General features: G+C 35.4%; 20 protein-coding genes and 1 pseudogene. 4 read left to right on the forward strand and 17 right to left on the reverse strand.

Annotation, left to right across the window (positions count from 1 at the left end):
- Positions 1–2,674, reverse strand: a pseudogene (locus VK161_RS00005) (hypothetical protein); the annotation flags it as partial.
- A 159-nt stretch (positions 2,675–2,833) separates the two neighbouring features.
- Between VK161_RS00005 and VK161_RS00010 the strand changes: the two are divergent.
- The 3 genes from VK161_RS00010 to VK161_RS00020 all read left to right on the forward strand — a co-directional run bounded on the left by VK161_RS00010 (position 2,834) and on the right by VK161_RS00020 (position 4,347).
- Entirely contained in the window at positions 2,834–3,034 is a 201-nt protein-coding gene (locus tag VK161_RS00010) for a dodecin family protein (RefSeq protein WP_324212686.1), read from the forward strand.
- A 63-nt stretch (positions 3,035–3,097) separates the two neighbouring features.
- Entirely contained in the window at positions 3,098–3,457 is a 360-nt protein-coding gene (locus VK161_RS00015; protein WP_324212687.1) for a YtxH domain-containing protein, read from the forward strand.
- A gap of 68 nt (positions 3,458–3,525) precedes the next feature.
- Positions 3,526–4,347: a mechanosensitive ion channel family protein gene (locus VK161_RS00020; protein ID WP_324212688.1), complete on the forward strand. Its 822-nt coding sequence runs from the start codon at positions 3,526–3,528 to the stop codon at positions 4,345–4,347.
- Between the two features lie 4 nt (positions 4,348–4,351).
- Here VK161_RS00020 and tsaB read toward each other — a convergent pair whose 3' ends face one another.
- The 3 genes from tsaB to VK161_RS00035 are packed head-to-tail and all read right to left on the reverse strand — an operon-like array spanning position 4,352 to position 7,690.
- Positions 4,352–5,008, reverse strand: a complete 657-nt coding sequence (gene tsaB, locus VK161_RS00025; RefSeq protein WP_324212689.1) for a tRNA (adenosine(37)-N6)-threonylcarbamoyltransferase complex dimerization subunit type 1 TsaB — start codon at positions 5,006–5,008, stop codon at positions 4,352–4,354.
- 11 nt (positions 5,009–5,019) lie between these two features.
- A complete protein-coding gene (locus tag VK161_RS00030; protein ID WP_324212690.1) occupies positions 5,020–6,318 on the reverse strand; it encodes an efflux RND transporter periplasmic adaptor subunit in 1,299 nt (432 codons plus the stop codon).
- Positions 6,319–6,322: 4 nt separating this feature from the next.
- Positions 6,323–7,690, reverse strand: a complete 1,368-nt coding sequence (locus tag VK161_RS00035) for a TolC family protein (RefSeq protein ID WP_324212691.1) — start codon at positions 7,688–7,690, stop codon at positions 6,323–6,325.
- A gap of 213 nt (positions 7,691–7,903) precedes the next feature.
- Here VK161_RS00035 and VK161_RS00040 point away from each other — a divergent pair, with 213 nt between their 5' ends.
- The gene (locus tag VK161_RS00040) at positions 7,904–9,283 is read left to right on the forward strand and encodes a DUF4403 family protein (RefSeq protein ID WP_324212692.1); all 1,380 of its coding nucleotides are present in this window, start codon (positions 7,904–7,906) and stop codon (positions 9,281–9,283) included.
- On the opposite strand, the gene VK161_RS00045 is transcribed toward VK161_RS00040, so the two are convergent.
- The 13 genes from VK161_RS00045 to sprA all read right to left on the reverse strand — a co-directional run bounded on the left by VK161_RS00045 (position 9,284) and on the right by sprA (position 25,551).
- Positions 9,284–9,442 carry a hypothetical protein gene (locus VK161_RS00045; protein ID WP_324212693.1) on the reverse strand — a complete coding sequence of 53 codons (159 nt, stop codon included), beginning with the start codon at positions 9,440–9,442 and terminating at the stop codon, positions 9,284–9,286.
- 109 nt (positions 9,443–9,551) lie between these two features.
- Positions 9,552–10,133: a DUF420 domain-containing protein gene (locus VK161_RS00050; RefSeq protein WP_324212694.1), complete on the reverse strand. Its 582-nt coding sequence runs from the start codon at positions 10,131–10,133 to the stop codon at positions 9,552–9,554.
- A 2-nt stretch (positions 10,134–10,135) separates the two neighbouring features.
- Entirely contained in the window at positions 10,136–10,816 is a 681-nt protein-coding gene (locus tag VK161_RS00055; protein WP_324212695.1) for an SCO family protein, read from the reverse strand.
- Position 10,817: 1 nt separating this feature from the next.
- Positions 10,818–11,480 (reverse strand): hypothetical protein, encoded by a 663-nt coding sequence (locus VK161_RS00060; protein WP_324212696.1) that lies wholly within the window; start codon positions 11,478–11,480, stop codon positions 10,818–10,820.
- A gap of 78 nt (positions 11,481–11,558) precedes the next feature.
- Positions 11,559–11,912, reverse strand: coding sequence for a cytochrome C oxidase subunit IV family protein (locus VK161_RS00065; RefSeq protein ID WP_324212697.1), 354 nt, complete (start codon positions 11,910–11,912; stop codon positions 11,559–11,561).
- A gap of 22 nt (positions 11,913–11,934) precedes the next feature.
- On the reverse strand, positions 11,935–12,936 hold the full coding sequence (locus tag VK161_RS00070) for a cytochrome c oxidase subunit 3 (RefSeq protein WP_324212698.1): 1,002 nt from the start codon (positions 12,934–12,936) through the stop codon (positions 11,935–11,937).
- A gap of 42 nt (positions 12,937–12,978) precedes the next feature.
- Positions 12,979–13,560, reverse strand: a complete 582-nt coding sequence (locus tag VK161_RS00075; RefSeq protein ID WP_324212699.1) for a cytochrome c oxidase subunit 3 — start codon at positions 13,558–13,560, stop codon at positions 12,979–12,981.
- Positions 13,560–14,453, reverse strand: coding sequence for a heme o synthase (cyoE, locus tag VK161_RS00080; RefSeq protein WP_324212700.1), 894 nt, complete (start codon positions 14,451–14,453; stop codon positions 13,560–13,562). Before cyoE ends, VK161_RS00075 begins: the two co-directional genes overlap by 1 nt.
- A gap of 87 nt (positions 14,454–14,540) precedes the next feature.
- Positions 14,541–16,664 carry a gliding motility protein RemB gene (locus VK161_RS00085; protein WP_324212701.1) on the reverse strand — a complete coding sequence of 708 codons (2,124 nt, stop codon included), beginning with the start codon at positions 16,662–16,664 and terminating at the stop codon, positions 14,541–14,543.
- Positions 16,665–16,679: 15 nt separating this feature from the next.
- Entirely contained in the window at positions 16,680–17,423 is a 744-nt protein-coding gene (gene deoC, locus VK161_RS00090; RefSeq protein ID WP_324212702.1) for a deoxyribose-phosphate aldolase, read from the reverse strand.
- A gap of 48 nt (positions 17,424–17,471) precedes the next feature.
- Positions 17,472–17,843: a VanZ family protein gene (locus tag VK161_RS00095; protein WP_324212703.1), complete on the reverse strand. Its 372-nt coding sequence runs from the start codon at positions 17,841–17,843 to the stop codon at positions 17,472–17,474.
- Positions 17,836–18,216, reverse strand: a complete 381-nt coding sequence (gene gcvH / locus VK161_RS00100) for a glycine cleavage system protein GcvH (protein ID WP_324212704.1) — start codon at positions 18,214–18,216, stop codon at positions 17,836–17,838. The genes VK161_RS00095 and gcvH overlap by 8 nt, the downstream gene beginning before the upstream one ends.
- 84 nt (positions 18,217–18,300) lie before the next feature.
- Complete coding sequence (gene sprA / locus VK161_RS00105; protein WP_414655406.1) at positions 18,301–25,551, reverse strand: cell surface protein SprA; 7,251 nt, start codon at positions 25,549–25,551, stop codon at positions 18,301–18,303.

Raw genomic sequence — 25,551 nt, forward strand, 5'->3', positions numbered from 1 at the left:
CTACTCGAACCCAAATCGTCTGGGTATTGGCTACTATATTAGTATAATTTGTTGGGTTACCTATCGCATTGATGGGTTGTTGTGCATCAGCTAAACTCTCATAATAACTGATAGTGTGCGTTAGTGGACTTATTGAACCTAATATCTCTGATGCCTTATCCGTTAAATTAAAAACAGTAAAACCCAATTGAGCATCACCATTGTCGCACTCATGCAAATCACTCGGCTCTACTGCAGTAGGCTTTGGATGAACGATGAGTTGTAACGGAACCACTTCAAAACAAGTAGAAGTTGTCGATTGTACTCTGATATAAATAGTTTGAGTCCAAGGATAAATATTTGTATAAGCAGGTGGATTCGGAATGAACGTAGCATCAACTTGTGCGTCAGTAATTGTCTCATGGTACGAAACATCATAAGTATTTCCACCTGTAACAAAATTCACTACTTGAGTTAAATCAAAAATCTGAATGCCATCATTGTCTTCAGTATCACAAATTTGCAACGGTGCTGGGTTGAATACCACAACATCGTTTACAACATTAGTAATGGTAAAGTTCGCAGCACTTGTAAAACAATTCGCAGTAACTTGATGAACAACAATAGTGTGATTACCAGCACCCAAGTTAGAAAAACTTGGATTGGTTTGATACGGTTGTCCATCTAGAGAGTACTCATATCCTGGCCCAACTGGATCAATTACAATAACAGTATTAGAGGCACAAGATTGTTGAATATTGAGTGTTGGAGCAGAAGTAGGATACACGACAATTTGCATTGTTGTATTTGACGCACATTGCCCAACATTTGGCGTGAATGTATAAGTTGTAGTTGCAGTATTATTTAAAGCAGGCGACCAAGTTCCAGTAACCCCATTATTGGAAGTAGTGGGCAGAGCAGTTAAAATCCCTCCTGAACAGATTGGTGCTCTTTGCGTAAAGGTTGGAGTAACATTAGGATTTACTATTACAGTCAGCTGGGTTGTCGTAGCACACTGCCCAACATTTGGTGTAAATGTATACGTTGTAGTCGCAGTATTATTCATAGCAGGCGACCAAGTTCCATTAATTCCATTATTTGAAGTAGTGGGTAATGGAGCCAAAATTCCGCCTGAGCAAATTGGTGAAACAGCTGTAAATGTTGGAGAAATATTAGAACTCACATTAATTGTCATTTGAGCTGTTGTAGCACATTGACCAGTTGATGGAGTAAAAGTATAAGTAGTAGTAGCTGTATTATTAAGAGCAGGCGACCAAGTTCCTGTTATTCCATTGTTGGATGTTGTAGGCAAAGGATTTAAAACTCCACCACTACATATAGCCGCAACTTGTGTAAAAGTTGGAGTAACATTAGGGTTTACCGTTATGGTCATTTGTGCTGTTGATGCACATTGTCCTGCGTTGGGCGTAAAAGTGTAGGTGGTCGTTGCAGTATTGTTCAAAGCCGGTGACCATGTTCCTGTAATACCATTATTAGAGGTTGTAGGTAATGCGCTCAATGTTGCACCTGAACAAATTGGAGCAACTTGTGTAAAAGTTGGAGTAACAATTGGATTAACTGTAATGGTCATTTGTGTACTTGTTCCACATTCACCAGCAGCAATCGGAGTAAAAGTGTAAGTAGTTGTTGCTAAATTATTAAGAGCAGGTGACCAAGTTCCTTGCACGCCATTTAAAGAAGTAGTAGGCAAGGCAGCCAATGGTTGTCCAGAACAAATTGCTGGAACTTGTGTAAAAGTAGGCGTAACTGGAGTTACACACGGTGGATAACAGGTTATTGTTTGACTTGGTGTACAAATTCCGTCCCAAGTTAAGGTAAAAGTAACAGCTTGACCTTGTGCTACACCTGTAACATCGTAATGAGACGGAGCAACAAAAGTTCCAGTTACCGGCGTGCCTCCTTCAATTGTATAGGTATAAGTAAAACTAGTTTGCCCAACATTATTAAAATCAAATGATGCTGGCGGTGGTATGATCGCTGGATTGGGAACATCACAAAATAATATTGGAGGCGAAGTAGGATTTACACATGGTGCAGTTACGCTAAAATCATCTACAGCAAAATCATTTCCAACAAAACTGGTATTGGTGTTCCACAATTCAATGTTTACGCAAGTATTTGAGGCCACAAAAGTATAAACAACTTGTTGCCATCCACTCGCTGGCAATGGTGCTTGAGTACTTCCTGAAACCAATGCTGAACTACTAGTATTATTAAACTGAACACCAATATTAGCACTAGTAGCTGCATCTATGACTGTAGTAGAAACTGATTTTATCCAATAACTAAATGTGTAAGTTGTTCCAATAGTTAAACCACAAACACCGCCGCCACTGTTTCCAGCACGCCAAAAACGTTGATTTCCTCCAGTATTATTTCCATCAATTACCATCATCAAACCTGTTCCGCTTGTGTGATCTCCGCCCGCTATAAAATTAGCCGTATTCATTGGAAAAGGGTTATTGGTAAAGGCATAATCTCCTGCTGATGTTGTTCCAGAAAAAGGCGCAGTTATCAAATTATATCCTGCTCCATTTATATTGAATCCAACACCATTTCCTCCGCTTTCAAAGTTACCGTTGGTCAGCAAATTTTGTCCTTTAACATTAATTGTTGTTAGCGTCATTAAAAGCATCAAAATAAACGCAGTATACTTACAATAAATTTGTTTCATTCTTAAAAATAATTAGGGCGCCAAATTACTATTTATAAACAAAATCTCATAGAAAAAAACGATAAAATATTAATTTTATTCTCTTGCTAAAAAAGAGATTTCAGCAACAACCAAAAGATTTTTTTTGTAATTTTATGCAAACCTTAAAAATCAATTATCATGGCAGTATTAAAAGTCATCGAAGTACTTTCTAGTTCTGAAACTAGTTGGGAAGATGCAACTCAAAAAGCGGTTGCTCAAGCAGCAAAATCATTAAAGCACATTCGCTCCGTATACGTCCAAGAACAAAGCGCACAAGTTAAAGACGGGAAAGTGACAGAATACAGAGTTAATCTTAAGTTGACTTTTGAAATAGAATAATATCTGATATTACAATTTCATATTTATTTGTGTAAATTGCACTTTAATTTTAAATCATAAAAAATGGGAATAGGAAGTTTTTTTAAGAATTTATTTGGCAAAGCCAATACCAATGTTGATACTTTTGTAGATAAAGCAGAAGATTTTGCTAGCGAAGCCATTGACAAAGCAAGAGAAGTTGCCGCTCCAATTGTAGATAAAGTAGAAGATTTTGCTGAAGCAGCAAAAGACAAAGTAAGCGAGTTTGCACCTCAAGCTGGTGAAGCAATCGAAAATGCTGTTGAAACCGTAAAAGAAAAAGTAAGTGAAATTGCTGATAAAGCAGAAGAAATGGCAAGCAATGCGGTTGAAACAGTAAAAGAAAAAGTAAATGACTTTACTAGTGACAATCCAGAAAAAGCAGCTGATGAAAATGCTGATTAAATAAGAATTGTTTACCTTTGCAAAAATTTAAATCACGCTTTTTTAGCGTGATTTTTTTTATTTAAGTTATGAAAAAGACATCTGAAATTGCCACAATGGGCGAATACACAAAAGAATTCTTTAGAGTGTTAGTCGAATATTCCCCTAAATTGATATCGGCATTTATTATCTTATTTGTTGGGTTATACGCCATCCGAATTGTATATCGTGTGGTAAAAAAAATAATGGTAAAACGTGAACTCGACCCAACATTGTCTGAGTTTTTATCCGATATTTTGCTTTGGGCATTGCGAGTGCTACTTTTTGTTACCTTCATCTCTAAATTAGGCATTGAAACTTCATCTTTTGTAGCAATATTAGGTGCCGCTGGGTTAGCGGTTGGTTTATCGCTTCAAGGTTCGCTTTCTAATTTTGCTGGTGGCGTTTTGATTATACTTTTCAAACCTTTCAGAGTTGGAGACACTATTGAAGCACAAGGTGTAGTTGGCACAGTAACTGATATTCAGATATTCACAACCAAATTAGTCTCAGGAAACAATCAAACCATTTTTATCCCTAACAGTATTTTATCTAACGGAATCATCACAAATTATTCTGTTGAAGGTATTCGAAGAGCCGATCTACATTTTGCAGTCTCTTATGACACCGACATCAAAAGAGTCAGAGAAATAATCACCAAGGTAATGGATTCTCATCCAAAAATTCTTAAAGATCCCGAACCAACTGTTACTGTAAAAAGTTTAACAGACAACGCAATTCAATTAGCGGTTCGTCCTTGGTCAAAAAATGAAGATTTCGGACAAGTGTCATCCGATGTAATGGAGAACTGTAAAGCTGCTTTTGAAGAAGCAGGCATTTCCATCCAGCCTTTTGTAAGAGGATCCAACTAAGATTTTATTTAGTCAATAAGAAGTCTTTTAAATAATAGGGCTCAAAATAAGCCACATCTTCAAAATCATTCTTTTGATATTTTTCAAAAGACAACACACTCATTTCATTAGACGAAGGATAGATTGTTTTTTCGTGAAAAACAAAACGAGAATCCGTTAAAACGGTTTTTGCCTTTTCAGTACTATCACCAATGAAATGTAGCGTTCCTTCAAAATTTGAAAAACTATCTGAAGTCAAAATCTCTGCTTCAACTTCACGCAATTTTTCATAATTCGAATCAAAAATGGCCGAATACACTTCCATTCTTCTGGCATCAATCATCGGAACAATCTGGCCGTTTTCAATTGAAATCTGATGCGCTAAAACAGTCAGTGTATCAACAGAAATCAAAGGAATCTGTAAGGCATAACACAAACCTTTTGCTGCCGAAACTCCGATGCGCAATCCGGTGTATGAACCCGGACCTTTACTAACAGCTATTGCATTCAAATCACCAAAAGTAACGTTACTTTCGTTAAGAATTTCTTCAATAAAAACATGCAATTTTTCAGCATGAGAATAGCCTTGCTCGGCAATTTCTTTACACAAAACAGTAGTGCCATTTTTAGCCAATGAGACCGAACAGTTTTTTGTAGATGTTTCTAAATTAAGAATGAACATTCGCTATTGGTTTACTTCGATTTCTCCTCTTCCTTTTTAGTAGCAAGAACCACTTTATCACCCGAATTTAATTCTTTGGTGACTGTGTTGTACGGACCCACAATTACAACATCGCCTTTTTTCAAACCTGAAATTACCTCGATATTCGAATCGTCTTGAATTCCTGTTTTTACAATTCGAATTTTGGCTTTATCTCCCACTTTAACAAAAACACATTCAAATTTTTTGTCGTTTTGAGCTTTAACAACTCCTTCTTCATTTTCCTCTTTTACTTCATAACTCTTAGTTGCCGTAGTGTCCGATTTCATTACAACAGAACTAATTGGCACTCCAACCACTTTTTCTTTTCTTTTGGTAATGATATCAACGGTTGCTGTCATTCCTGGACGGAAAGGTGAATATGTATCAGGTTTTCCTTCTAATAAGTCGAGATACGATTCTTTTACAATTCGAACTTTAACTTTAAAATTAGTAACCTGATCAGCTGTTGTAGTTGCACTGGCTGAATTTGAAATACTCGTTACAATTCCTTTGAATTCTTTTTTCAAATACGCATCAACTTCCACATTAGCCGAATCGCCAACATTAATTTTTACGATGTCGTTTTCATTAACATCTACTTCCACTTCCATATTATTCAAGTTGGCAACACGCAAGATTTCGGTTCCAGTCATTTGTTGTGTTCCCAAAACACGTTCACCTAATTCAACATTTAGCATTGAAATAGTTCCATCTGCTGGCGCATAAATAGTAGTTCTTCCTAGGTTATCTTTAGCTTCTTTTACCGTTGCATTCGCACTTTGAACCTGATGATACGCCGATTGTTTATTAGCTACTGCTACTTCATAAGAAGCGATGGCTTTATCCCATTCTGAACGCGAAATGATTCCTTTATCGTACAATGTTTTGCTACGATCGTAACTTGCTTTTGCTTCTTTGAAACTGGCATCAGCCTGATTCAAAGCGGCTTTAGTTCCAGACAAATTAGAGACTGTTCTATTGTAACCCGAAGTATATAAATCGGGATTGATTCGCACTAATAAATCACCTTTTTTTACTACTTGTCCTTCTTTGACAGGCAAAGCGATAATTTCTCCCGAAACTTCAGATGATATTTTAACTTCAACTTCAGGTTGAATTTTTCCTGTGGCAGAAACCGTTTCGATTATCGTAATTTCGTCAACCTTGGCTACTTCAACCTCTTTTCCTTTGTCTCTATTTCCGATTTTACCCGATTTAGACAAGGTAACAAGTAAAGCAACAATTACCGCTACAACTCCTAATAGTATAAAAATTTTCTTTCTTGACATGATTCTAATTATTTTGTTTTATTGGAATACCAAAGTAAAATTCAACTAATTTTAATTTAAAAATATAATCGTATTTGGTTCGTAACACTTCCGATTGAGCGTTCAAATATAAGGTTTGAGCTTGATTAAAATCGAATGAGTTCATCATTCCTACAGCGTATTTTTCTTTCGCATAATTAAAGGCTTCCGCTCTAGCTTCAAGAGCAACTTGTGCCGATTCGTAGCTATTCAAAGCTCCTTTTGCGTCGGTTATCGCGTTGTAAACATTGCGCTCCAAATCGACTTCGGCTTGTTGTTGAGCAATTTTCACTCTGTCAAAAGCAATTTTAGTACGTTCGACATTATTTTTAGTTGCAAATCCATTGAAAATAGGAATTGATAATCGCACTCCAAAACTGTGACCTTTATTATTACTAAACTGATCAAACAAAGGTAAAGTTCCTAACATCGGATTTCCGTTGTCATCAAAACCAATAAAACTCTGAGAATCACTCGCTCTTGTATCAAAACTATAAAAACCTCCCAAACTCGGTTGATAAGCACCTTTGGCAATAGTAATGTCTTTTTCTGCAAGCTGTAAATTAGTTGAAGCAATTTTTAATTCAACCCGACTTTGTTTTGCTTTTTCAATAATATCTTCAGGCTTTTGAGCCATTACTGTACTTAAGGGAACGGCAACGTTTTCTTCGGCAATATCAAAGTCTTTGTAATCGTCCAATTGCAGCAGCTGAACCAAACTTAATTTAGATAAAAACAAAGCGTTTTCTGCAGCTACTAATCGTTGTTTATCACCTGCAACTGTAGCTTTAATATCCAACAAATCACCTCTTGCAACTACACCTGCATTTACCAATTCGGTCGTTCTTATTTCTTGCTTTTCGTTGTTAGATAACTGTTCTTTTTGAACTTTAATCGATTCTTTATTGAATAAAATCTGCAGATAAGCATTGGCAATATTCAACGAAACATCGTCTTTCATTTTATCCAACTGATATTGCGCTGCAACTTTTGACAAATTGGCTCTTCTTAAACGATTTTGATTTTGCAAACCATTATAAATATCCACACTCGAACTGATTCCCGCTGATGTAAATTGAGTTGTTTGATTTTCCAGCAAACCTGTGGTAATGTTTTGATTCAAACCAATGTTCCATGAGTGCGATGCATTTGCATTGACTGTTGGCAAGAAATTTCCAAAAGCAGCTTTCTTATCTACATCGGCAGTACGAAGTTCCAATTCAGTTTGTTTGATTGAAATATTATTTTTCAATGCATAATCAACACATTCTTCTAGCGTCCATTTTTTAGATTGTGCCAAAGAAGTTCCACCTAAAAGTGAAATAAAAAATAGAATTGGAAGTATTTTCTTCATAAAAACGAATGTTACATCGAAACCAATGAGTAGTGCAAATTTAACCTAATTAATCGTAAAAAAATTAAATTAACTTTCTCTATCAGACGTGAAATTGAAATTTTTGTTACATTCACACCAGAAAAAAGTTGTAAGCGTTAGGCAAGAAACGAAAAGAAGAAATTCGTTTTATAAATTTGTGCTCAGCAACTTATTATTTATTCCGTTATTACAATGAAGAAACTGTTATACTTACTTATGTTATCCTTCTTATTTGGTTGTTCTACCACAAAAAAAATTGAAGCTTTAAAACCCGAGCCTTCTTTAAACACTCCAGTAGTTTATAATACTACAACTTCGTTTGTCAACATGCCAATGGAAGTTACTTTGAAAGAAGTAGAACACCAATTGAATAAGTCGCTAGTAGGTTTGATTTATGAAGATACCAATATGGATGATGATAAAACCATGATGAAAATCTGGAAAACAGCCAACATCAAACTGGTTGAGAAAGACGGGAAAATACAATCCGTTTTACCTTTAAAAATTTGGGCTAAATTCAAGTACGGAACCGAATTTATGGGTTTGAATGACACGCGTGAAATTGAAGCCAACGGAACGATTACATTACTGAGCACGGCTTCTTTGTCTAATTTTAAGATGACAACACAATCAATTATTGAGGACTTTGAATGGGCGGAAAGTCCGACCATATTAGTAGCCGGAAAAAAAGTTCCGATTACGTATATTTTAACTCCAACTCTATCCATTTTTAAATCGAAAGTTTCTAAAAAAATTGATGAAGCCATTGACAAAACCTGCGACTTCAAACCCTATGTTTTGGATGTTTTAGAAACCATTAGCAAACCCATTCAAACCAGCGAGCAATACGAAACATGGTTTAAAATGGTTCCGATTGAAATGTACAATACTGATGCAGTACTCAAAAACGGTAAAGTGGCATTGGATTTAGGATTGAAATGCAACATGCAAACCTTGGTCGGCCAAATGCCAAAAACAGGTTACAACAGAGAAAGTATTGCTTTCAAACCCGTTGCCAAAATGCCCAACAAAACTACGGCTACTATTGCGGCGGTTTCAACATACGAAAGTGCATCACGCATTATGACAAAGAATTTTCAAGGGAAAGAATTTGCGAGTGGTACGAGAAAAATTGTAGTTCAAAAAGTAGATTTATGGCACAAAGAAGGCAAAATGATTATTGCCCTGAGTATGACCGGAAGTATTGACGGAACGATTTATATGAGCGGAATTCCGAATTACAATCCGATTACCAAAGAAATTTACTTTGAAAATTTGGATTATGTTTTAAATACCAAAGGCTTACTTACCAAAACAGCTAATTGGTTGTTGCAAGGTGTAATTTTGAAAAAGATACAAGAAAACTGTCGTTATTCAATTAAAGAAAACTTAGACGATGCCAAAAAGAATATGCTGCCGTATTTGAGCAATTTCTCGCCTATGAAAGGTGTTTTTGTCAATGGCACTTTGGATGATTTTGAATTTGAAAAAGTAGAATTGAATAATCAAGCAATCATCGCCTTTATAAAAGCATCGGGTAAAATGAATGTGAGTATTGATGGAATGGATTAATTAAGACTTATCCGTTTTTTTCTTTGCAAACATTCGATACACCACAAAACCAATCGCTGCCACTAAAATGTAGGGAATTGCCATAAGGTAAACGATTCCATCATTGAGCGCTTCATTTTTAGCCACATTGCCTTCACTTTCTAATGATGCTCTACACATGGCGCACTGTGCAGAAGTGGAAAGAGAATAGAAAATAGAGAGTAGAACAAAGATGATTCTTAAATTTACTTTGTTGCGTCTATTTTCTCTGTTCTTTGTTCTATTTTCTTTATGAAGCATAATAAGGAGAAATCATTAAATACACTACAACACCAGTAACGGCAACATAAAGCCAAATCGGAAAAGTAATTTTGGCTAACTTTTTATGTTTATCAAAACGTTGTGCCAAAGCTCTTACATAGGTAAAAAGAACCAACGGAATGATTACTATTGAAAGTAAAATATGAGTAATCAAGATGACAAAATAAATCAATCGCATCGAGCCAACCGAAGCCAATTCTGCAGCATCTAAAATTCCGTCTGCATTGCTGTCTCCGTATTTAGTGGAAACGGAAGTCAAATGATAGGCTACATACATTACTAAAAAAGCCAGCGAACACAATATCGCAAACTTCATTAAGCGTTCGTGTAACTTTCGATTTCCGTTTTTGATTGCCCAAACGGCTACAACTAAAACTACGGCTGTAACACCATTGATAGTAGCATAAATTGGCGGTAAAAAAGAAAGCGGTTCAACATCAAACCCAAAATCTTTTAATTTAAAACTAAAAAGCAATGCCACAACAATCGGAATTACAATTGAAACGGCAATTATTAATTTGTTGTATTTTGTATCAGTAGTATGTTCCATAACTATTCTTCTAATAATAATTGAATGTCTTCTTTGATAGCGTTTACGCCTTTGGCTTCCAAGCCATCGTAATACATGATTGGATTGTTGTATTCGTCTTTACGACAACGGATGTTTCCTTTTTTATCAATTAAAGCAAATAGCCCTGAATGTTCAAAACCACCATTTACTTTTGAATTTTCGCCCGCATACAGATTGAACCCTTTGTTGGCCAGATTCATTATATAAGTTTTATCTCCAGTTAGTAAATGCCAATTTTTGGAAGTTACACCCAATTTTTGAGCATGATCTTTAAGTACTTGTGGAGTATCATTTTCCGGATTAATCGTAATGGAAGCAATTCCGAAATCCAATTCTTTACTAAACTTGTTTTGAATGGTCAACATGTTCTGATTCATTCGAGGACATATTGTAGGACACGTTGAGAAGAAAAACTCTAACACATATACTTTCCCTTCGTAGTCTTTATTGGTGATTTTTTTTCCTTCTTGATTCGTAAGCTCAAATTGTGGAGCTGGACCGATTTTAAACAAAGTTTCATTAGTATTTTCTCCGTTAGAAACACTCAATCGATCATTTTGAACCGTTTTTCCGTCTTTTATGCGATTGACAATTCTAGGAACAAAGATGATTCCGAAAACTAAAATAATAAATGCAATTCCGATGTAGGATTTATTTTTCATATCACAATCCGTATTTTTTTCTATCAGCGTTATTTTTCTTTAAAGCCAATCGGTATTCGGCAAGAACAATTTTGACGTCGTCATTCAGTTCGTTGTGCATTTCCGAAACCAAAGAAGTATTGTAACCTTCTCTGTACTCGTCATCGTCTTTATCCACTTGTCCTTTTCTACCTCTAACATTGCGTTCTTTATCGATGATGAAAACATGGGTAGTTCCAACTTCAGTATTTATTTTTTCCAATAATTCCATGTTATTGTAAAACTTTTGAATTTCTTCATTAGATGCAAAAACAAAATGCCAATTGCTGATATCATTTAAACCTGCCAATTTGGTAGTCATTACTTTTACTTGAGGCTCAGAACCAAAAGGCACCAACATAACAATTTGAAAATCTTTGAATTCGCGGTATTTTTTAAAAATCTTTTGATTTAAATTAAAAAAGTTTCCTTTTCTAGAGTCAACATTGGCTCCAGGAAAACCAAGAATAGTTATTTTAGATTTCAAGTGAATCTCTTTATTGTCAATTGTTTTCCAATTATTAAACTCTGCAACTTTCGGAGTAAGCACAGGAAGTTTAATGAAACCATTGACACCCGAAGCAAAAAAAAGATACGCAACAATTGGAAGGATAAACAAGACGAAAAGAACTAAATTCTTTTTCATAACAAAGAGATTTTATTGGAGTACAAAAATAAAAAAAGTCCCGATAAGAACGGGACTTTTTTATGAATTAATTGTGAATTAGAAATTCCATTTTATAGTAGAATCTTTATAGACTCCAAACACATAATTTGCTTCGACTAATAATATAAAGACTAAGTACAAAGCAAGGAAAATAACCGTCCAAACAACAGCTCTTCGCAATGCCTTTACTTCACCTTCCATGTGCATGAAAGCCCAAACAATATAGTAAGCTTTAAATAATGTCAAAATAATGAAAATCCAATTCAATAGGTTCATCCCTAAGAAATTAGTCATGTACAAAGCGGCTGGTTTTGCCATACCCAAACCAACTTCAACTATAGTTACTACCGATAATAAACCGAAAACAAACCAAATTCTTTTTGTATTAGACTCGTGTGCGTCGTGTGCCATGATTTCTTACAATTAAATATAATTAAACTAAATAGAAGAAGGTAAATACAAATACCCAAACTAAATCTACAAAGTGCCAATAAAGTCCCACTTTCTCAACCATTTCGTATGATTTTCTTCTTTCATAAGTACCAATTAAGATATTAATAAAAATAATAACATTAATCACTACTCCTGAAAATACGTGGAAACCGTGGAAACCAGTTATAAAGAAGAAGAAATCAGCAAATAATTTACTTCCGTATTCGTTACGATGTAAGTTAGCACCTTCCACAACTAAAGCACCTTTAGCCAACATTTTTTCAGATTCTTCTCTGCTTAAAATGGTTTTGTGTTTTGGCTTGTTCAATCCTTCAGCTTTACCGTGGTAGATTACTTCAGAACGAATCAAAATATCTTTATTAGCAGCAAAACCCGCTTGTACTTCAGCTAAAGAAACTGACGGCAAATCAGAACTGTCATCAAACCAAACTGAATTACTTTTTGTATCTTCGATACGCTCCGCAGGCAATGACACTGCAAAATCTGCCAATTTTACACGTTCTCCTTTTGAATTTACGAATTGCAAAATACTTCCTCCTTTTGTTTCAACCGCACCGTACTCACCCGTGATGAAGTTTTTCCATTCCCAAGCTTGAGAACCAACGAAAATTAAACCTCCGATGATGGTTAAAAACATGTAGAAAGCTACTTTACCCTGTTGCATTCTGTGACCAGCATCTACTGCCAACACCATCGTAACCGATGAAAAGATCAGAATAAAGGTCATTAATGCAACATAATACAATGGCAATGATTGTCCATGTAAAAACGGGAAGTGCGTAAACACTTCATCGGCAATTGGCCAAGTTTCAATAAATTTAAATCTTGAAAAACCGTAAGCTGCTAAAAATCCGGTGAAGGTCAATGCATCCGAAACGATGAAAAACCACATCATTAATTTACCATAACTTGCTCCTAATGGCTCATTTCCGCCATCCCAAGTTTTTCCTACAGTATTTGCAGTTGTAACTGTCGATCCCATAAAAATTATTCGTTAAAAAGTTCCCAAATTTACGCTTTTTTCTTATTTAAAGAAATATAAAAACAAAAACAAATAAATCCAAAGAAAATCAAGGAAGTGCCAATACATTGCACCTAGCTCTATTCCAATGAATTGGCTCGAATTGTACTTTTGTTTAAAATGATTATAAATTATAATTAATAGTGAAATAAATCCACCCGCAACGTGTGCCAAATGGGTCACAACAACAACGTACAGAAATGTTGAAGTGATATTACTTTGTGGTCCGGTGAAATAATTTCCTTGTGAAATCATCACCTCAAAACCCTTAAATTGAAACACTACAAAGGCAATTCCTAAAATTAAAGCACCTAACAAAAAGATAGAAGTTGATTTTTGATTGTCCTTTTTAATCGCTTTTTTAGCCAGAAAAAAGCAAACACTAACCAAAACTATACAGATTGTACTAATAAAAAATGGCGTAGGCATCACGAAATCTTTCATCCAGTCTACGCGTGATTTACTCACAAAAAATGCACTGGTTATACCAGCAAACATCATCGTCATACTCACCATAGCTACAATTAGCAATAGTTTATAAGATCTGTTTTGTTGAGCAATCTCTGGACTTATGGTTTTTGTCATTATCTTAAAAATTTATCCACAATATACGTTATTTGCAGTAATGTAATATAGGAGACGCTAGCAAGCATCAACGCCTTGGCGGCTTTTGCTGTTCTTTCTTTATACATTTTAATAGCAAAGTACAACATCCAAAGGCCAAGCAAAAATACAATAATTGCGGCAATTGGCGAAATAAATAATTGGCCTGTATATCCCAAACACGGCAAAAGTGATGCTACTATCAACCAACCTGTATACATTATGGTCTGAACGGCAGTTGACTTATCTTTCTTCCCTGTTGGAAGCATAAAAAAACCTGCTTTTTCGTAATCTTCATACAAGAACCAGCCAATGGACCAAAAATGTGGAAATTGCCAGAAAAATTGAATTAAAAAGAGCGTTCCTGCTTCTATACCAAAATTACCTGTTGCTGCAACCCAACCTAACATAAAAGGAATCGCGCCCGGAAAAGCTCCAACAAAAACTGATAAAGGCGTTTTCGTTTTTAATGGTGTATAAACTGAAGTGTATAAAAAAATAGAAATCGCACCAAACATCGCTGTTTTAGGATTGATTAAATACAACAATACCAAACCAACTAAAGTGAGTAAAGAAGCAATCGTTAAGGCAGTATTAACTGACATTCTTCCGGATGGAACTGGACGATTTTTGGTTCTATCCATTAAAGCATCCAAATCTTTCTCGATGACTTGATTGAATGCATTAGAAGCGCCAACCATACAATATCCACCAATAGAAAGCATAATTAGAGTTGACCAAGAAAAAGGAAATTCTGAGTCAAAACCCAATAAATACCCAGCAATAGAGGAAAACAAAACACTAATCGCCAATCCTGCTTTTGTGATTTCTTTAAAATCCTTGAAAATACTTTGAATTGAAAGTGTTGTTGTCAATGGTGAATTGATTTACCTTAATTTTTTTGCAAAAGTAGTTCATCAAAAAGGATTTGACAAAAAACATTTTATAAAAGTTTCTTGTTTTTAATAATCCAAATACCAATTGAAAATATCGCATCGCAATCCTACAGAAAACCAAGTGGTGTTTTCTTTAAAATCGGTTAAAGTATCTTCCTCGGGCTTGAAATTTCTGTAGATTAAACTTCCAAAAAGTTTTAAATTGGTCTGAGGATTAATTAAGTATCCCGCCTGAACATCGGCAATAAAAACATTCGTTTTATTTCCTTGACCAACAACAACATAATTATCAGCGTAACGATCTTCATCATAATCTCTATAAATGTTGCTTCCGTAATTGGAAATGGTTCCAGAATCGGCAAAATCCAAACCTCGTTTTCCTACTGTAAGTTTAGCATCGGCAAAATACCTGCCTTTGTAATAACGCGCAATAGCAATCAACTCTCTTAAATTTCCGCCCCATTGATGACCTAAACTTTGATTGTTGTGACCGTAATTGGTTAACACTTCACTGTGAGCATACACATACGGACGAACATGGTTGTACTCTAATTGAAGTAATAAGTTTTTGATAGTAAAAGCATGGTAATATTTGGCTCCAACTTGATAAGCAAATTTGTTTTTCCAACTTTTTTCACCTGCTTTTACATCTCCTAAAGAAAATTCATCGAGTAAAAACTGTCCGTAAAAATTAAACTGATTGTTCCATTTGTATTTGGCTGTCAAACCCAATAATGCATTTCCGCTTCGTGATGAAGAAGAAAACTCAACGGCTCTGTAAAAGATAATTGGATTAACAAAACTCATATCGAATCCGCGTTGGTTTTGATTGGACCAAACTACCGATTCAAAGAAGCCTAAATTCAGTTTTTTGTTGACATTCCAGCTTAAAAAATGCGCGGCCATGTATTTAGTTGCATAGGTACGATCAACCGTAACTTCATTACGAATGTCTTTCATCCAACTGTAAATATTGGTGTATTTGATTTTCCAAAATTGAGTATTGATTTTGAAATACGGATACGAACTTGAACCATCGCTCAACAACAACGAACGATAGCCATCGCCAATGAAATTTCTACCATGACCTAATTGCAAATCAAAATGTTTGCTTGGAGCATACGTAATATTGGCTTCCGCAGATGGGAAATCAAAAGCATCTGTTTTGAAATCTTTGGCAATACCAATAGCTGGAATTACCGCAGGATTTCCACCTGATGGACGAATGGAAACTGCGTATCGATTGAAGTAATCAGCAAAACGACCTTGACTTTCATAAATCGTAGCGCTAAAATTAAGCTGACTTCCCAATCCACCTCGAATTTGTACTCCGCGAGTATTCACATAGGTAAAATCGGTTGTACTTGGATCACTTTTTCCTAGTTGCAAATCTAAAACTGGATTCAAAGTAAACCAATAATCATCTCCTTGAATGGCAACTGTATTTTCATTCCACACTTTTCTTCCCCACCATGAAGTTTTGTTTTTCATCAATTGATCATTTTTTGCTGACAAATCAGAATACTTAGAAACTTCGGCATACGTATACGGTTTAGAAGAGGTATGACTGTTGGTCCCGAGCTGGTTCATTTCGTCGTCAAATTGAGCATAGTAACTATGTGATAGAGGAATACTCAAATGGCTTTTGAATTGTGGATTGCTGAATTTCTGATACTTTATGGCATCAAATTCTGGATTTTCTTTACGGATATCATAAGAATTATATTTCTCCGTCTCTTTCGATTTTGAGGTGTTGTTTTGAGCAACTGTTGTTGTTTCAACTGGAGCTTCTGAAGGATTTTGCAACGGAATTGGTATTCTTATGGAATATTTCGAATAGGTAGGTTTTCCGTTGTAGGTTGAAGGTTGAATTTTGGGTAACATGGCAAAAACTCGTTTACTTTCGGTAGTAAGCTCTTCATTAACCGCATCAATATATTGCACTTTAAAATTACCCTCTTGATCTACTTCAAAAAGAACATTAACCGCAGTTTTTAATTCTTGCGCATTGGCTGGAACTTTGAAATTGTTGTAGACAAAATTTTGTACTTCAAAGTAAAAACACGACTGCAATTCGGCGGATTGTTTTCCTTCACAATTGGGGAAAACAGGGAATTTTTCGCTATTGGCTTGGGCAATTCCAAAGATTGAAAAAGACAGAGAAAGTACTACAATTATTTTTTTTAACATGTTTCCTTTTGGGTTTTAATAATCACTTTTTGAAGTTTGTCCGCTAGCAATTGCCTTAGCTGAAGACGTTCCGATGCGTTTTACGCCGAGATTAATCATTTCGACAGCTTCCTCATAAGTTCGAACTCCACCAGCTGCTTTTACTGGCAATGGAGAACTATTTTCCAACATTAAAACAATAGTTGGAACGGTGGCTCCATTTGGTTTTCCATCTTCTGTTTGGTAGAATCCAGTTGATGATTTTACAAAAACGGAAGGATAACAATCTTCTTTAAAATTGGCAATAATAACATTCTTAATTAAAGTTGATAATTGAATAATTTGAGTATCATTTAAAGCCGCAACTTCAATAATCCATTTTACAATTTTATGATGGCTTAAGCCAAGCTTTGTTCCTTCTAAAACTTCATTCTTCACCAAATCAATTTCACCTTTTTTAAAAGCTTCGTAATTACACACATAATCCAAATCATCGGCTCCATCCTCAATAGCTTTTTGAGCTTCTGCTAGTTTACTCTCAAGAGAATGAGTTCCTTCATGAAAACCAATCACCGTTCCGATGGTCACTTTTGAATGAGCAGCGGTAATCATTTTTTTGGCTAACGGAACCATATCCGGACGAATCATAATTAGCTTAAATCCCTCATCAATAGCTTCTTGTATACATCTTTTAACCACGTTGGTATTTTCTTCGATTGAAAGTCCGGCTTGTTCTGGTGTCTTCAAATACGTAGAATCGAGGTATTGCTTAATGTTCATTTTTAGTAATATTTATGTAAAAATAAAAAAATCCCACCAATGTGAGATTCAATTGCCTTTTTTATTTGAAAGAAAGTAAGTGACAGCAATTAGTCCACAAAATGCTCCAACTGAATTAGCCAAAACATCAATAGAATCAGATGTTCGATGATTGGACATAATCTCTTGAAGTACTTCCATCAGAATTCCATATCCGATAGCTATCAAAAGTATTTTGATTTTTAATTTCGGCCAACTTGTATTGAGTTTGAAAAAGCTAAACCACAAAACATAAAATAAAAAATAAAAGACAAAATGAACCATTTTGTCTTTGTAAGGTATTTTTATGGAATTTCCTAGGCTTCCAACATTGACCAAACTCAAAAAAGTAATTAAAGTGGTCCAAGTTATGGCAAGAAATAAAGAAGCTTTTTTAGGCACCAATTAGGTTTTTATAAGCTTCGCTGTCCAACAATTCATCCAATTGAGAAGCATCAGCAATTTTAACTTTGATCATCCAACCATCACCATAAGGATCCGTATTAACATTTTCAGGTGTACGCTCTAGACTGTCGTTAAACTCAATGATTTCACCCGAAACCGGCAAAAACAAATCAGAAACTGTTTTTACGGCTTCAACCGTACCAAAAACTTCGTCTTTTTCTAAGGTTTGATCTAAAGTTTCAACTTCAACATAAACGATATCGCCTAACTCTTTTTGAGCAAAATCAGTAATCCCTACTGTAGCGATGTCACCATCAACTGAAACCCATTCATGATCTTTGGTATATTTTAAATGCGCTGGAATATTCATTTTTTCTATTTATTTATTGATGTTTAATTTTCCTCAAAAGTATTACTTCTTCTTAATTATCCAAATGATTTTTATTAACATTTTTTAGTTTCCGAAATTATATCTCAATGTGATTCCGCTTCTGATATTAGTTAATGGAAATGATGTTGAGATAACTGCTTTAGAAAACTGATGATCGTAAAAGAAAATAGCCGTAAGGTTTTTACTAAACGAATAATCGGTTGTTAATTTTGCTGACCAAATATTTTGTCCACCAGCAATTTGGTTGTTTTCATAATCCAAATAACGAACTATGGTTTTGTTGTTTCGATAAGAGAAATCAACTTTAAAATTCAAATCGCTTTTGATAATTCCGGTTGGAGAATCGGCCAATTTTGATGAGAAAATTACATCTTTGATTCGATAACCAAAACCAAGAACATACTCAATTCCTTTTACTTCTGTTAGCAAGTTATTATCAAAACTGAGTGACAACGAACGGTCTCGCTTCATTTCTGCCAATATTTTAAAGGCGTTTTTAGTTTCAAAATCCACTCGAGCTAACGGACTGAATTGTTCCACTAAATTAATGTTTCCAATTAACATTTTAGGATTGAAATTTCCTCCTACATCGACACCATTTGGATTTTGATTGTATTGGAAATTCGAACGGAAAGAATTGATTGTATACGATGCCTTGTAACTGTGTTGGATAGAGAATCGTTTGAACTTGTCTTTGAAGAATTTTAATTTCATCAAACCGGTATATTTGATGTTCCAGTTTGGAAGTGGAATATCACGGAAAGCACTGAATGAAATTTTCTTAGCTGCTTCACCATCTTTGTGATCAACCAAACCAAATCCAGTATAAGCTGCCAATAAGGAAGGAATTAAAACCACTTGACTGTTTTTTCCAAATCCAGCTGGATAACCATCAGGTCCGAGCGGATAATTTGTTGTTCCATAGTATTCTTGTGCCAAACGATCAGCAATGATGAATCGGTTATTTCTGAACTGATCAAAAGCAGAAGATTCAATTTCATCACTTCGTTTGAATGAAGTTTTAAGCATAACTGTTGAAATAGCAAAATTACCAGTATTGAATGGAGATAGCGATTGATACTCTCCATTAATAGCTGAATATTGCTCAGAGTAATTATCAGCATACAAACGGTTTCCGTTCAAATCAATTTTCAAATCAGGAATTGGCTCTAAATTGGCGGTGAAATTTAATTTTCTATTGGTAACTTGAGTAAAACTTTGATTGAATTCAGGATAATTAGTCAACCAACCTCTTTGTGCTGCTTCAAAACGCACGTCATCTTGGCTACCAAATGCAAATCCGAGTGAAGGTTTTGCAGATCCGAAGAAACCAATGGATGGTAAATACCCAGGCAATACCATTCCGCGATTTTCAGTGTAATCAACTTGGAATGTTTTCAAACTAGTTAATATCCCTTTTAAGGTTTTCACCAATTTATTTTCATCCTCTTGTACTTGAGCCTTAGCAACTACTTTTTCACCAGGTTTTGGAGCCGCTGAAGGTTTTGATGTGGTTTTCTTTGTTTTCTTAGTTAATCCTATGTACTTATAAAAAGTATCCATGTTAAACGTGGTGTTCAAACGATGTGAACCTGCATTTTGAATTGTATTTCCTAAATTATAAACATCACCATTCTCATCTTCAACTTCAGACAAAGCTAAAGAAGCACGTTGCCAACTGTAATCTCCCGTATAAGTATAAGCTGATTTTACAAAACTCAAGAATGGAATTTTGTTAATGGGCAAATCATAGTTCACCGTTAATTGTTGGTTGTGTTGATTAGGTGAACCAATGTTCCAATAGTCTGACCAAATTGTGTAAGAGTTATCAGGAACGTTATCTTCATTGATGTAATTTCGAACAATATTATTTGACGCAGCGGTAAAGTTTAATTTTAACGATTTAGTCAAATTGTAATTGAAACCGTATTGGTAATTGAACAAGAAGTTTCTACGGTACAATTCACCTAAACCAATTCCTTCCACATCAACTAATCTGAATTGTTGTTTGTTAAACTGTCTATTGATATTAGAACTGAAAGAAACATTTGATGGCAAGTAATTGAAGTTAAAATCTTTTAACAGTTTCCAATACTCGCTTTTAGAAAACGCTTTGGTTTTCCCAAAAGGCTCAACAGGTTTTGTTTTGAATGCGTAGGTATAATCAACAGCAGTATTTACTAATTGATCCGTATAACTTTCTAATTCGTAATTGTGTTTTTCAACTTCGTTATACGAATACGATAACGTTAAGTTTTCGGGATCGTAGAAGTGTTGTTTTTGTTTTTCTCCACGTTCTTTTTTAACCCCAATGAAGTTGATGCTTTTTCTTTTGGTGTAATCAACCGCTCTGTTTTTTATGTTGTTTCTTTCGGCGTCATCAGTTGTATTGTCCAACAATAAATTCAAACGAATATCTTGATTGTAAGGATCGTATTCTGGAGTAATAGTTTCTTCGCCAACCGAGTAGTTGAACGGTAAATTAATGTTCCATTTTTTGGGAAGTAATTTTCCTAAGCTTAAATTAGTTACAATGTTGTATTGAAGTAGATCTTCTCTACTTCTTTCGTTTGGTCCTTCTTCTAAACCACCAAACCCAATAGTACTCTTTTTACCTGTTGCAGAAACAGTTGCAAAATCGGCCAAATTAGTATCGATGTTAGCCACAGCGGCATAACCACCTTTGTTGTCCATATCGGCAATTCGCAACTCATTGAACCAAACTTCACCTCCAATGTCTCTTGGATTCAATGGATGTATAGAAGTGTCTAAAACATCCGTTTGATTTTTAATACCAACCATCAAAGTTCGCACTAAACCAAAATTTGGATTTCCTTTTACTCCTAATCTTAATTTATTTGGCTTATTAGCTAAAGAAGGATCTAACTCATCTTCATTGTAATACAACACACCATCGGGAGAAGTTGAAACTTCGCTCATGGCTTTAATTTTTAATTGTGTCAACAAATCGAGTGATAATTCCATTTCGTTTGCTTCAGGCCAAATCTCTTCTTGAGAACGAGCAGTTTGAGCTGATACTTTTAACGGAATTTCAACTTGGTAATAGTTATTGGTAAAGTCATTTCCGAAACGAATAAAACCTACCATCTCGTCATCTTCTAATGGACTTGGATCTTCTACTAATGCTTCGGCATGTAAAAACATTTTTAGTTTTTTAAACTGACGCATATCCACGCTAACATTTTTAAAAACAGCGCGAGAATCACCCGGTCTTAAACCATTTGTTCCAGATGCTCTTAACGATAATGATTGCTCGTTTTGATCAATAACCGTGTTGTTTGTGTTGTATTGCTCACGAACAACTCCTGGAGGCGTTACATAAGGAATTGGCACTCTTGAGTTATTATCTTGAAGATTTACAGTTAAGACATCAAAATTGGTTCCGTCATCTTCAGGATTATCCGGCGGAAATTCTAATGAGCTGTTGTATCTTCTCCATTCACCACGTACTAAATCTAAAGTACCAAAACGAATAGTTATAGGTTGAGTAAAACCTGTCATGAACATACGCAAAAAACGAATCGATCTAAAGTCGGATATTCCTCCAATGGTATTTCGCGGATTAGTAATTGGAATTTTAAATTGAATCCATCTGGCTTTTGTAGTGTTTCCTGATGGCAAAGTAATATCAGTTTCTCTGATGTCAGTAATGTAATTTGACCCAACATCACCAACTTCTAAATCATTTGGATTAATTATTACAGGATACTCATAATACGCATTAATCGTGTTCATGGTGTTGTCACGATTGATGTCTTCAACATCAGGAGTTGTAGTTGAACCTCTGTTGTCATCAGTAACATCAGTGGGTGAATTGCCTTGAGTATTGTTGTAATTTCTATAACGATTCACAACATCATTGCCACCTGCTTGTAAAAAATACTGATAGTTATCCCCTGATGGATCGGGTTGACCCGCAAATTGTGGAAATAAAGCGGCTTCCTCTGCGTCATTCAAACCATCGTAACCAATGTCTTGTAAACTTCTGTTGGTAGCATCCGCATCAAAAGCATAGATTAAGGATTGAGATGCAGGAACTTTTCCCCAAATACTGGGAACTGCCGGTTGAGTTGCAGTTGCATCGGGCAAACCGTTTTCGTATTGTTTTCTTCCGTCTTTCAGAACATCTTCAGAGATTTCTCCTAAATTGAAATAGATTCTACCTGTATTACCTGGGCTTGCTTGAGCCGAAGGATTTCCGGGGTCAAAATAAGGGTCTAACATCCAAAACTGAATGTACTCTACATTGGCTTGCTCAAAATTAGTTGAATTTAATGCCCGAGTAATTCCAGCAAAATTTTGCCCTGGATTGGGTAATAAATTACTTGATGCTGCCGCTGGATCAAAATTATAAGGTCCACGCTCTTCAGGATAATAGGTCAGGTCAAAAGTATTAACAACTGTTGATTGCCCTTGCGCCAATTCTAAATTTGGAAATAATTCGGCGTTGAAAATTCTTCTAGTTTTATTTAATTCTAAATCTTCCTGTGAGATATCGCCTTGATCTTCGGTATAAAACGTTGGGTCGATAGTGTACCATGATAGTTTTGCCCTTTTGTAACCGTAGGACAAATCATTGTTTCCTCCTCCAAAATCATTGTAATCAGGTGCGTTCCCTGTAGTAGGTACAACTGGTGTTGATGAAAGATTCCACGACAAAGGCGAACGCATGTCTACGTTACTTTGCGAACCTTCAAAATCATCAATATAAATAGTAGATTCACCTTCAAATTGGTCGGCTTTTGGTGTGTCGGGCTTTAAATAAGCCATTTCACCACGGAACGAGAAATTAGAAGGCACATCTGTATCCATATTCGGAAGTTTGTTCACTAAACGAGTTAGGAAAGGCACTTCAGCTGAATAGTTTACATTGAAACCAAAAATAGAGTTGTTTACTGATTCTTGTCCGTAGTTTGATTTTTGAGTAAACGGACGTTCCGTCATTTTTAAGAAGGTTGCTCCGATTAAGAATTTATCGGTAAATTTATGTTCTACATTTACCCCAAAGAAACGACGCGTTTGTTGACCAAAAACCGAATTGTTTTCAACCGAAACTTCAATTGGTGTATTAGAAGCTTGTAGCGAAGGATCTAAAATTTGAACTCTTCCTGCTTGGTAGTTTACACTGTAATCTACACCTTCAACCAATACTCTTCCTCCGGCAGTTACAACAACCGAACCTCTTGGAACGTTGTAGGCTCCAATCGGAATTCCGTCTCCACCCGATGATTTGTATTTACCTCGTAACTGGAATTTATTCTTCTCACTTTGTTGTAACGCAAAAGCCTGTGTGCTGCGGTACATACTTGAGTAAACGTATTTTGTTTGATTTGGATTGTACGTGTTTTCATCGGTATAAATCTCACCTGGATTCAAACGCAATTTTTCAAACAGCATCTTACCGAAAGGTTCTACCGAGGTAAAAATCAATCGACCATTTTGTTGGTCTACTGTCAATCCAGGAATAAAATCGAAGAAACCATCACCACCGTCTTGTGGGTCGTTGTTGTAATTCAATTGATCAACATTAAACACTTTTAACAAAGGAGTGTTAGTAATTTGATCTGAATTATAACCTGGTGTTGGATTTGGGAAATTAGAAGTTGGTACCGAATCAATATAATTTATCGGCGATGGATCAGTGTATAAAATATTAAATCTAAAATCTTCTTGTTGTAATTGGAAACCACCAGGAATTTGATAAATATTTTTCATCATCAAGTTCCAAATTGGTTTTTCAACACTAGTTAAGTTACTTTTTAATAATTTCAGAATTAGTGTTTGTGTTTCTGGAATTCCGTTATTAACTACTGTTGCCTCTGCTCCATCGGTTCCAAATTCACCCACTTGATACACTTGATCTCCGATAGTATATTCATAGGCAACTGCCAATACTTCATCATTTGCTAAACGTTGCTGTAATGAAATATATCCTAATTGCGGATGATAAGTGAACTCACTTGCGGTTAATTTTCGGGCATTCTCTAATTTAGAATAATCCAACCCTTCACTAATGGCAACGTTGTTATTAAATCCTGAATCTGAAGTTACGATTTCTCTGATGTTTGAATTAAGTAATCCACCAGCACCAATGAGAATAGGATTATATAAATTGTTGTCGTTATCGGTTGGAGAATCAACAGAGGATGTAAAGAAACCAGGTTGAGTAGCTGGATCAATAGCAACGACTAGTCCATTTGGCACTCCAGTAAGTTCAGATTCTCCCAAATCCTGAAGCGCAATGATATTTCTTAAGTTATTTCCGGTAGTACTTACCCTATTTTGACGATTGGTTACCCAAACATCAATACGAGTAATTTGCACTCTGCTATTAATTAATGGATAGTTTTTTAATGCCTGATCGTATCGATTTCTAAAGTATTGCGATAGGAAAAAGTGACGGTCAGAATCGTAATCTAATGCAAATAATTCGAAGTCTTGAATGGTTCCACCACCTTGAGCCGTAACGCTTCGTGTTTGTGATTTTTGTTCGGAAAAAACTCCAGTTACTGTAGTTTTACCGAATTGCAATTGTGCCTTGACCCCAAATAAACTTTGCGCACCACGTATTAACGAGCTATTGAGTGGCATACTCACGTTTCCGACTTCAATTTTTTGGATGATATCATCTTCGGTTGGGCTATAATCCAACTTGATTAAATTCTGAAAAGCAAAGGTAGATTCAGTATCGTAATTGGCATTCACATTCAAACGAGTTCCCACTTTTCCGGTTAAACTCATACTGATGCGTTGATCAAAATCGAAAGTGGTAGTACTTCTGTTTCTAGGTGAAAAAGAGGGATTGTCTTGTTTGGTGTAACGAACACCTAAGTCCATTTCTACAGAACCTGTTGGTTTCACGTCTATGGTATTGGATCCAAAAATAGTTTCGAAAAATCCTGAATTTACGTAGTAACGTGGTAGTAAATCTTTTTTATCTTCTTCTGTACCTTTCCCATCAATGGCTTTGGTTTTCTTTTGAAAATAATCACGCATATTTTCACGAAGCAGAAGAGCTTGGTATTCTTGCGGAGTTAAAATAATAGGATAATTGATATTAAAACCATCAAAAGTACTGGTGTAAATGTATCGATCAGTTTTCGGATCATAGGTATATGCATCTACAATACTTACAGGATTTGCCAATTGAATGCTTCCCAAATCAACACCTGTTTTTACACTGTCTTGCGGTTCCTCTTCTTGAGAGTAAGATTGTATTCCAAAAAACAAAAACAGAATTAAAAATCCGTTTTTAAAATGAGTAAGTATACTTTTGTAATTTTGTGTTTCCAA

Source organism: Flavobacterium sp., assembly GCF_035299245.1.
In the GTDB taxonomy this organism is placed as follows: Bacteria; Bacteroidota; Bacteroidia; order Flavobacteriales; family Flavobacteriaceae; genus Flavobacterium.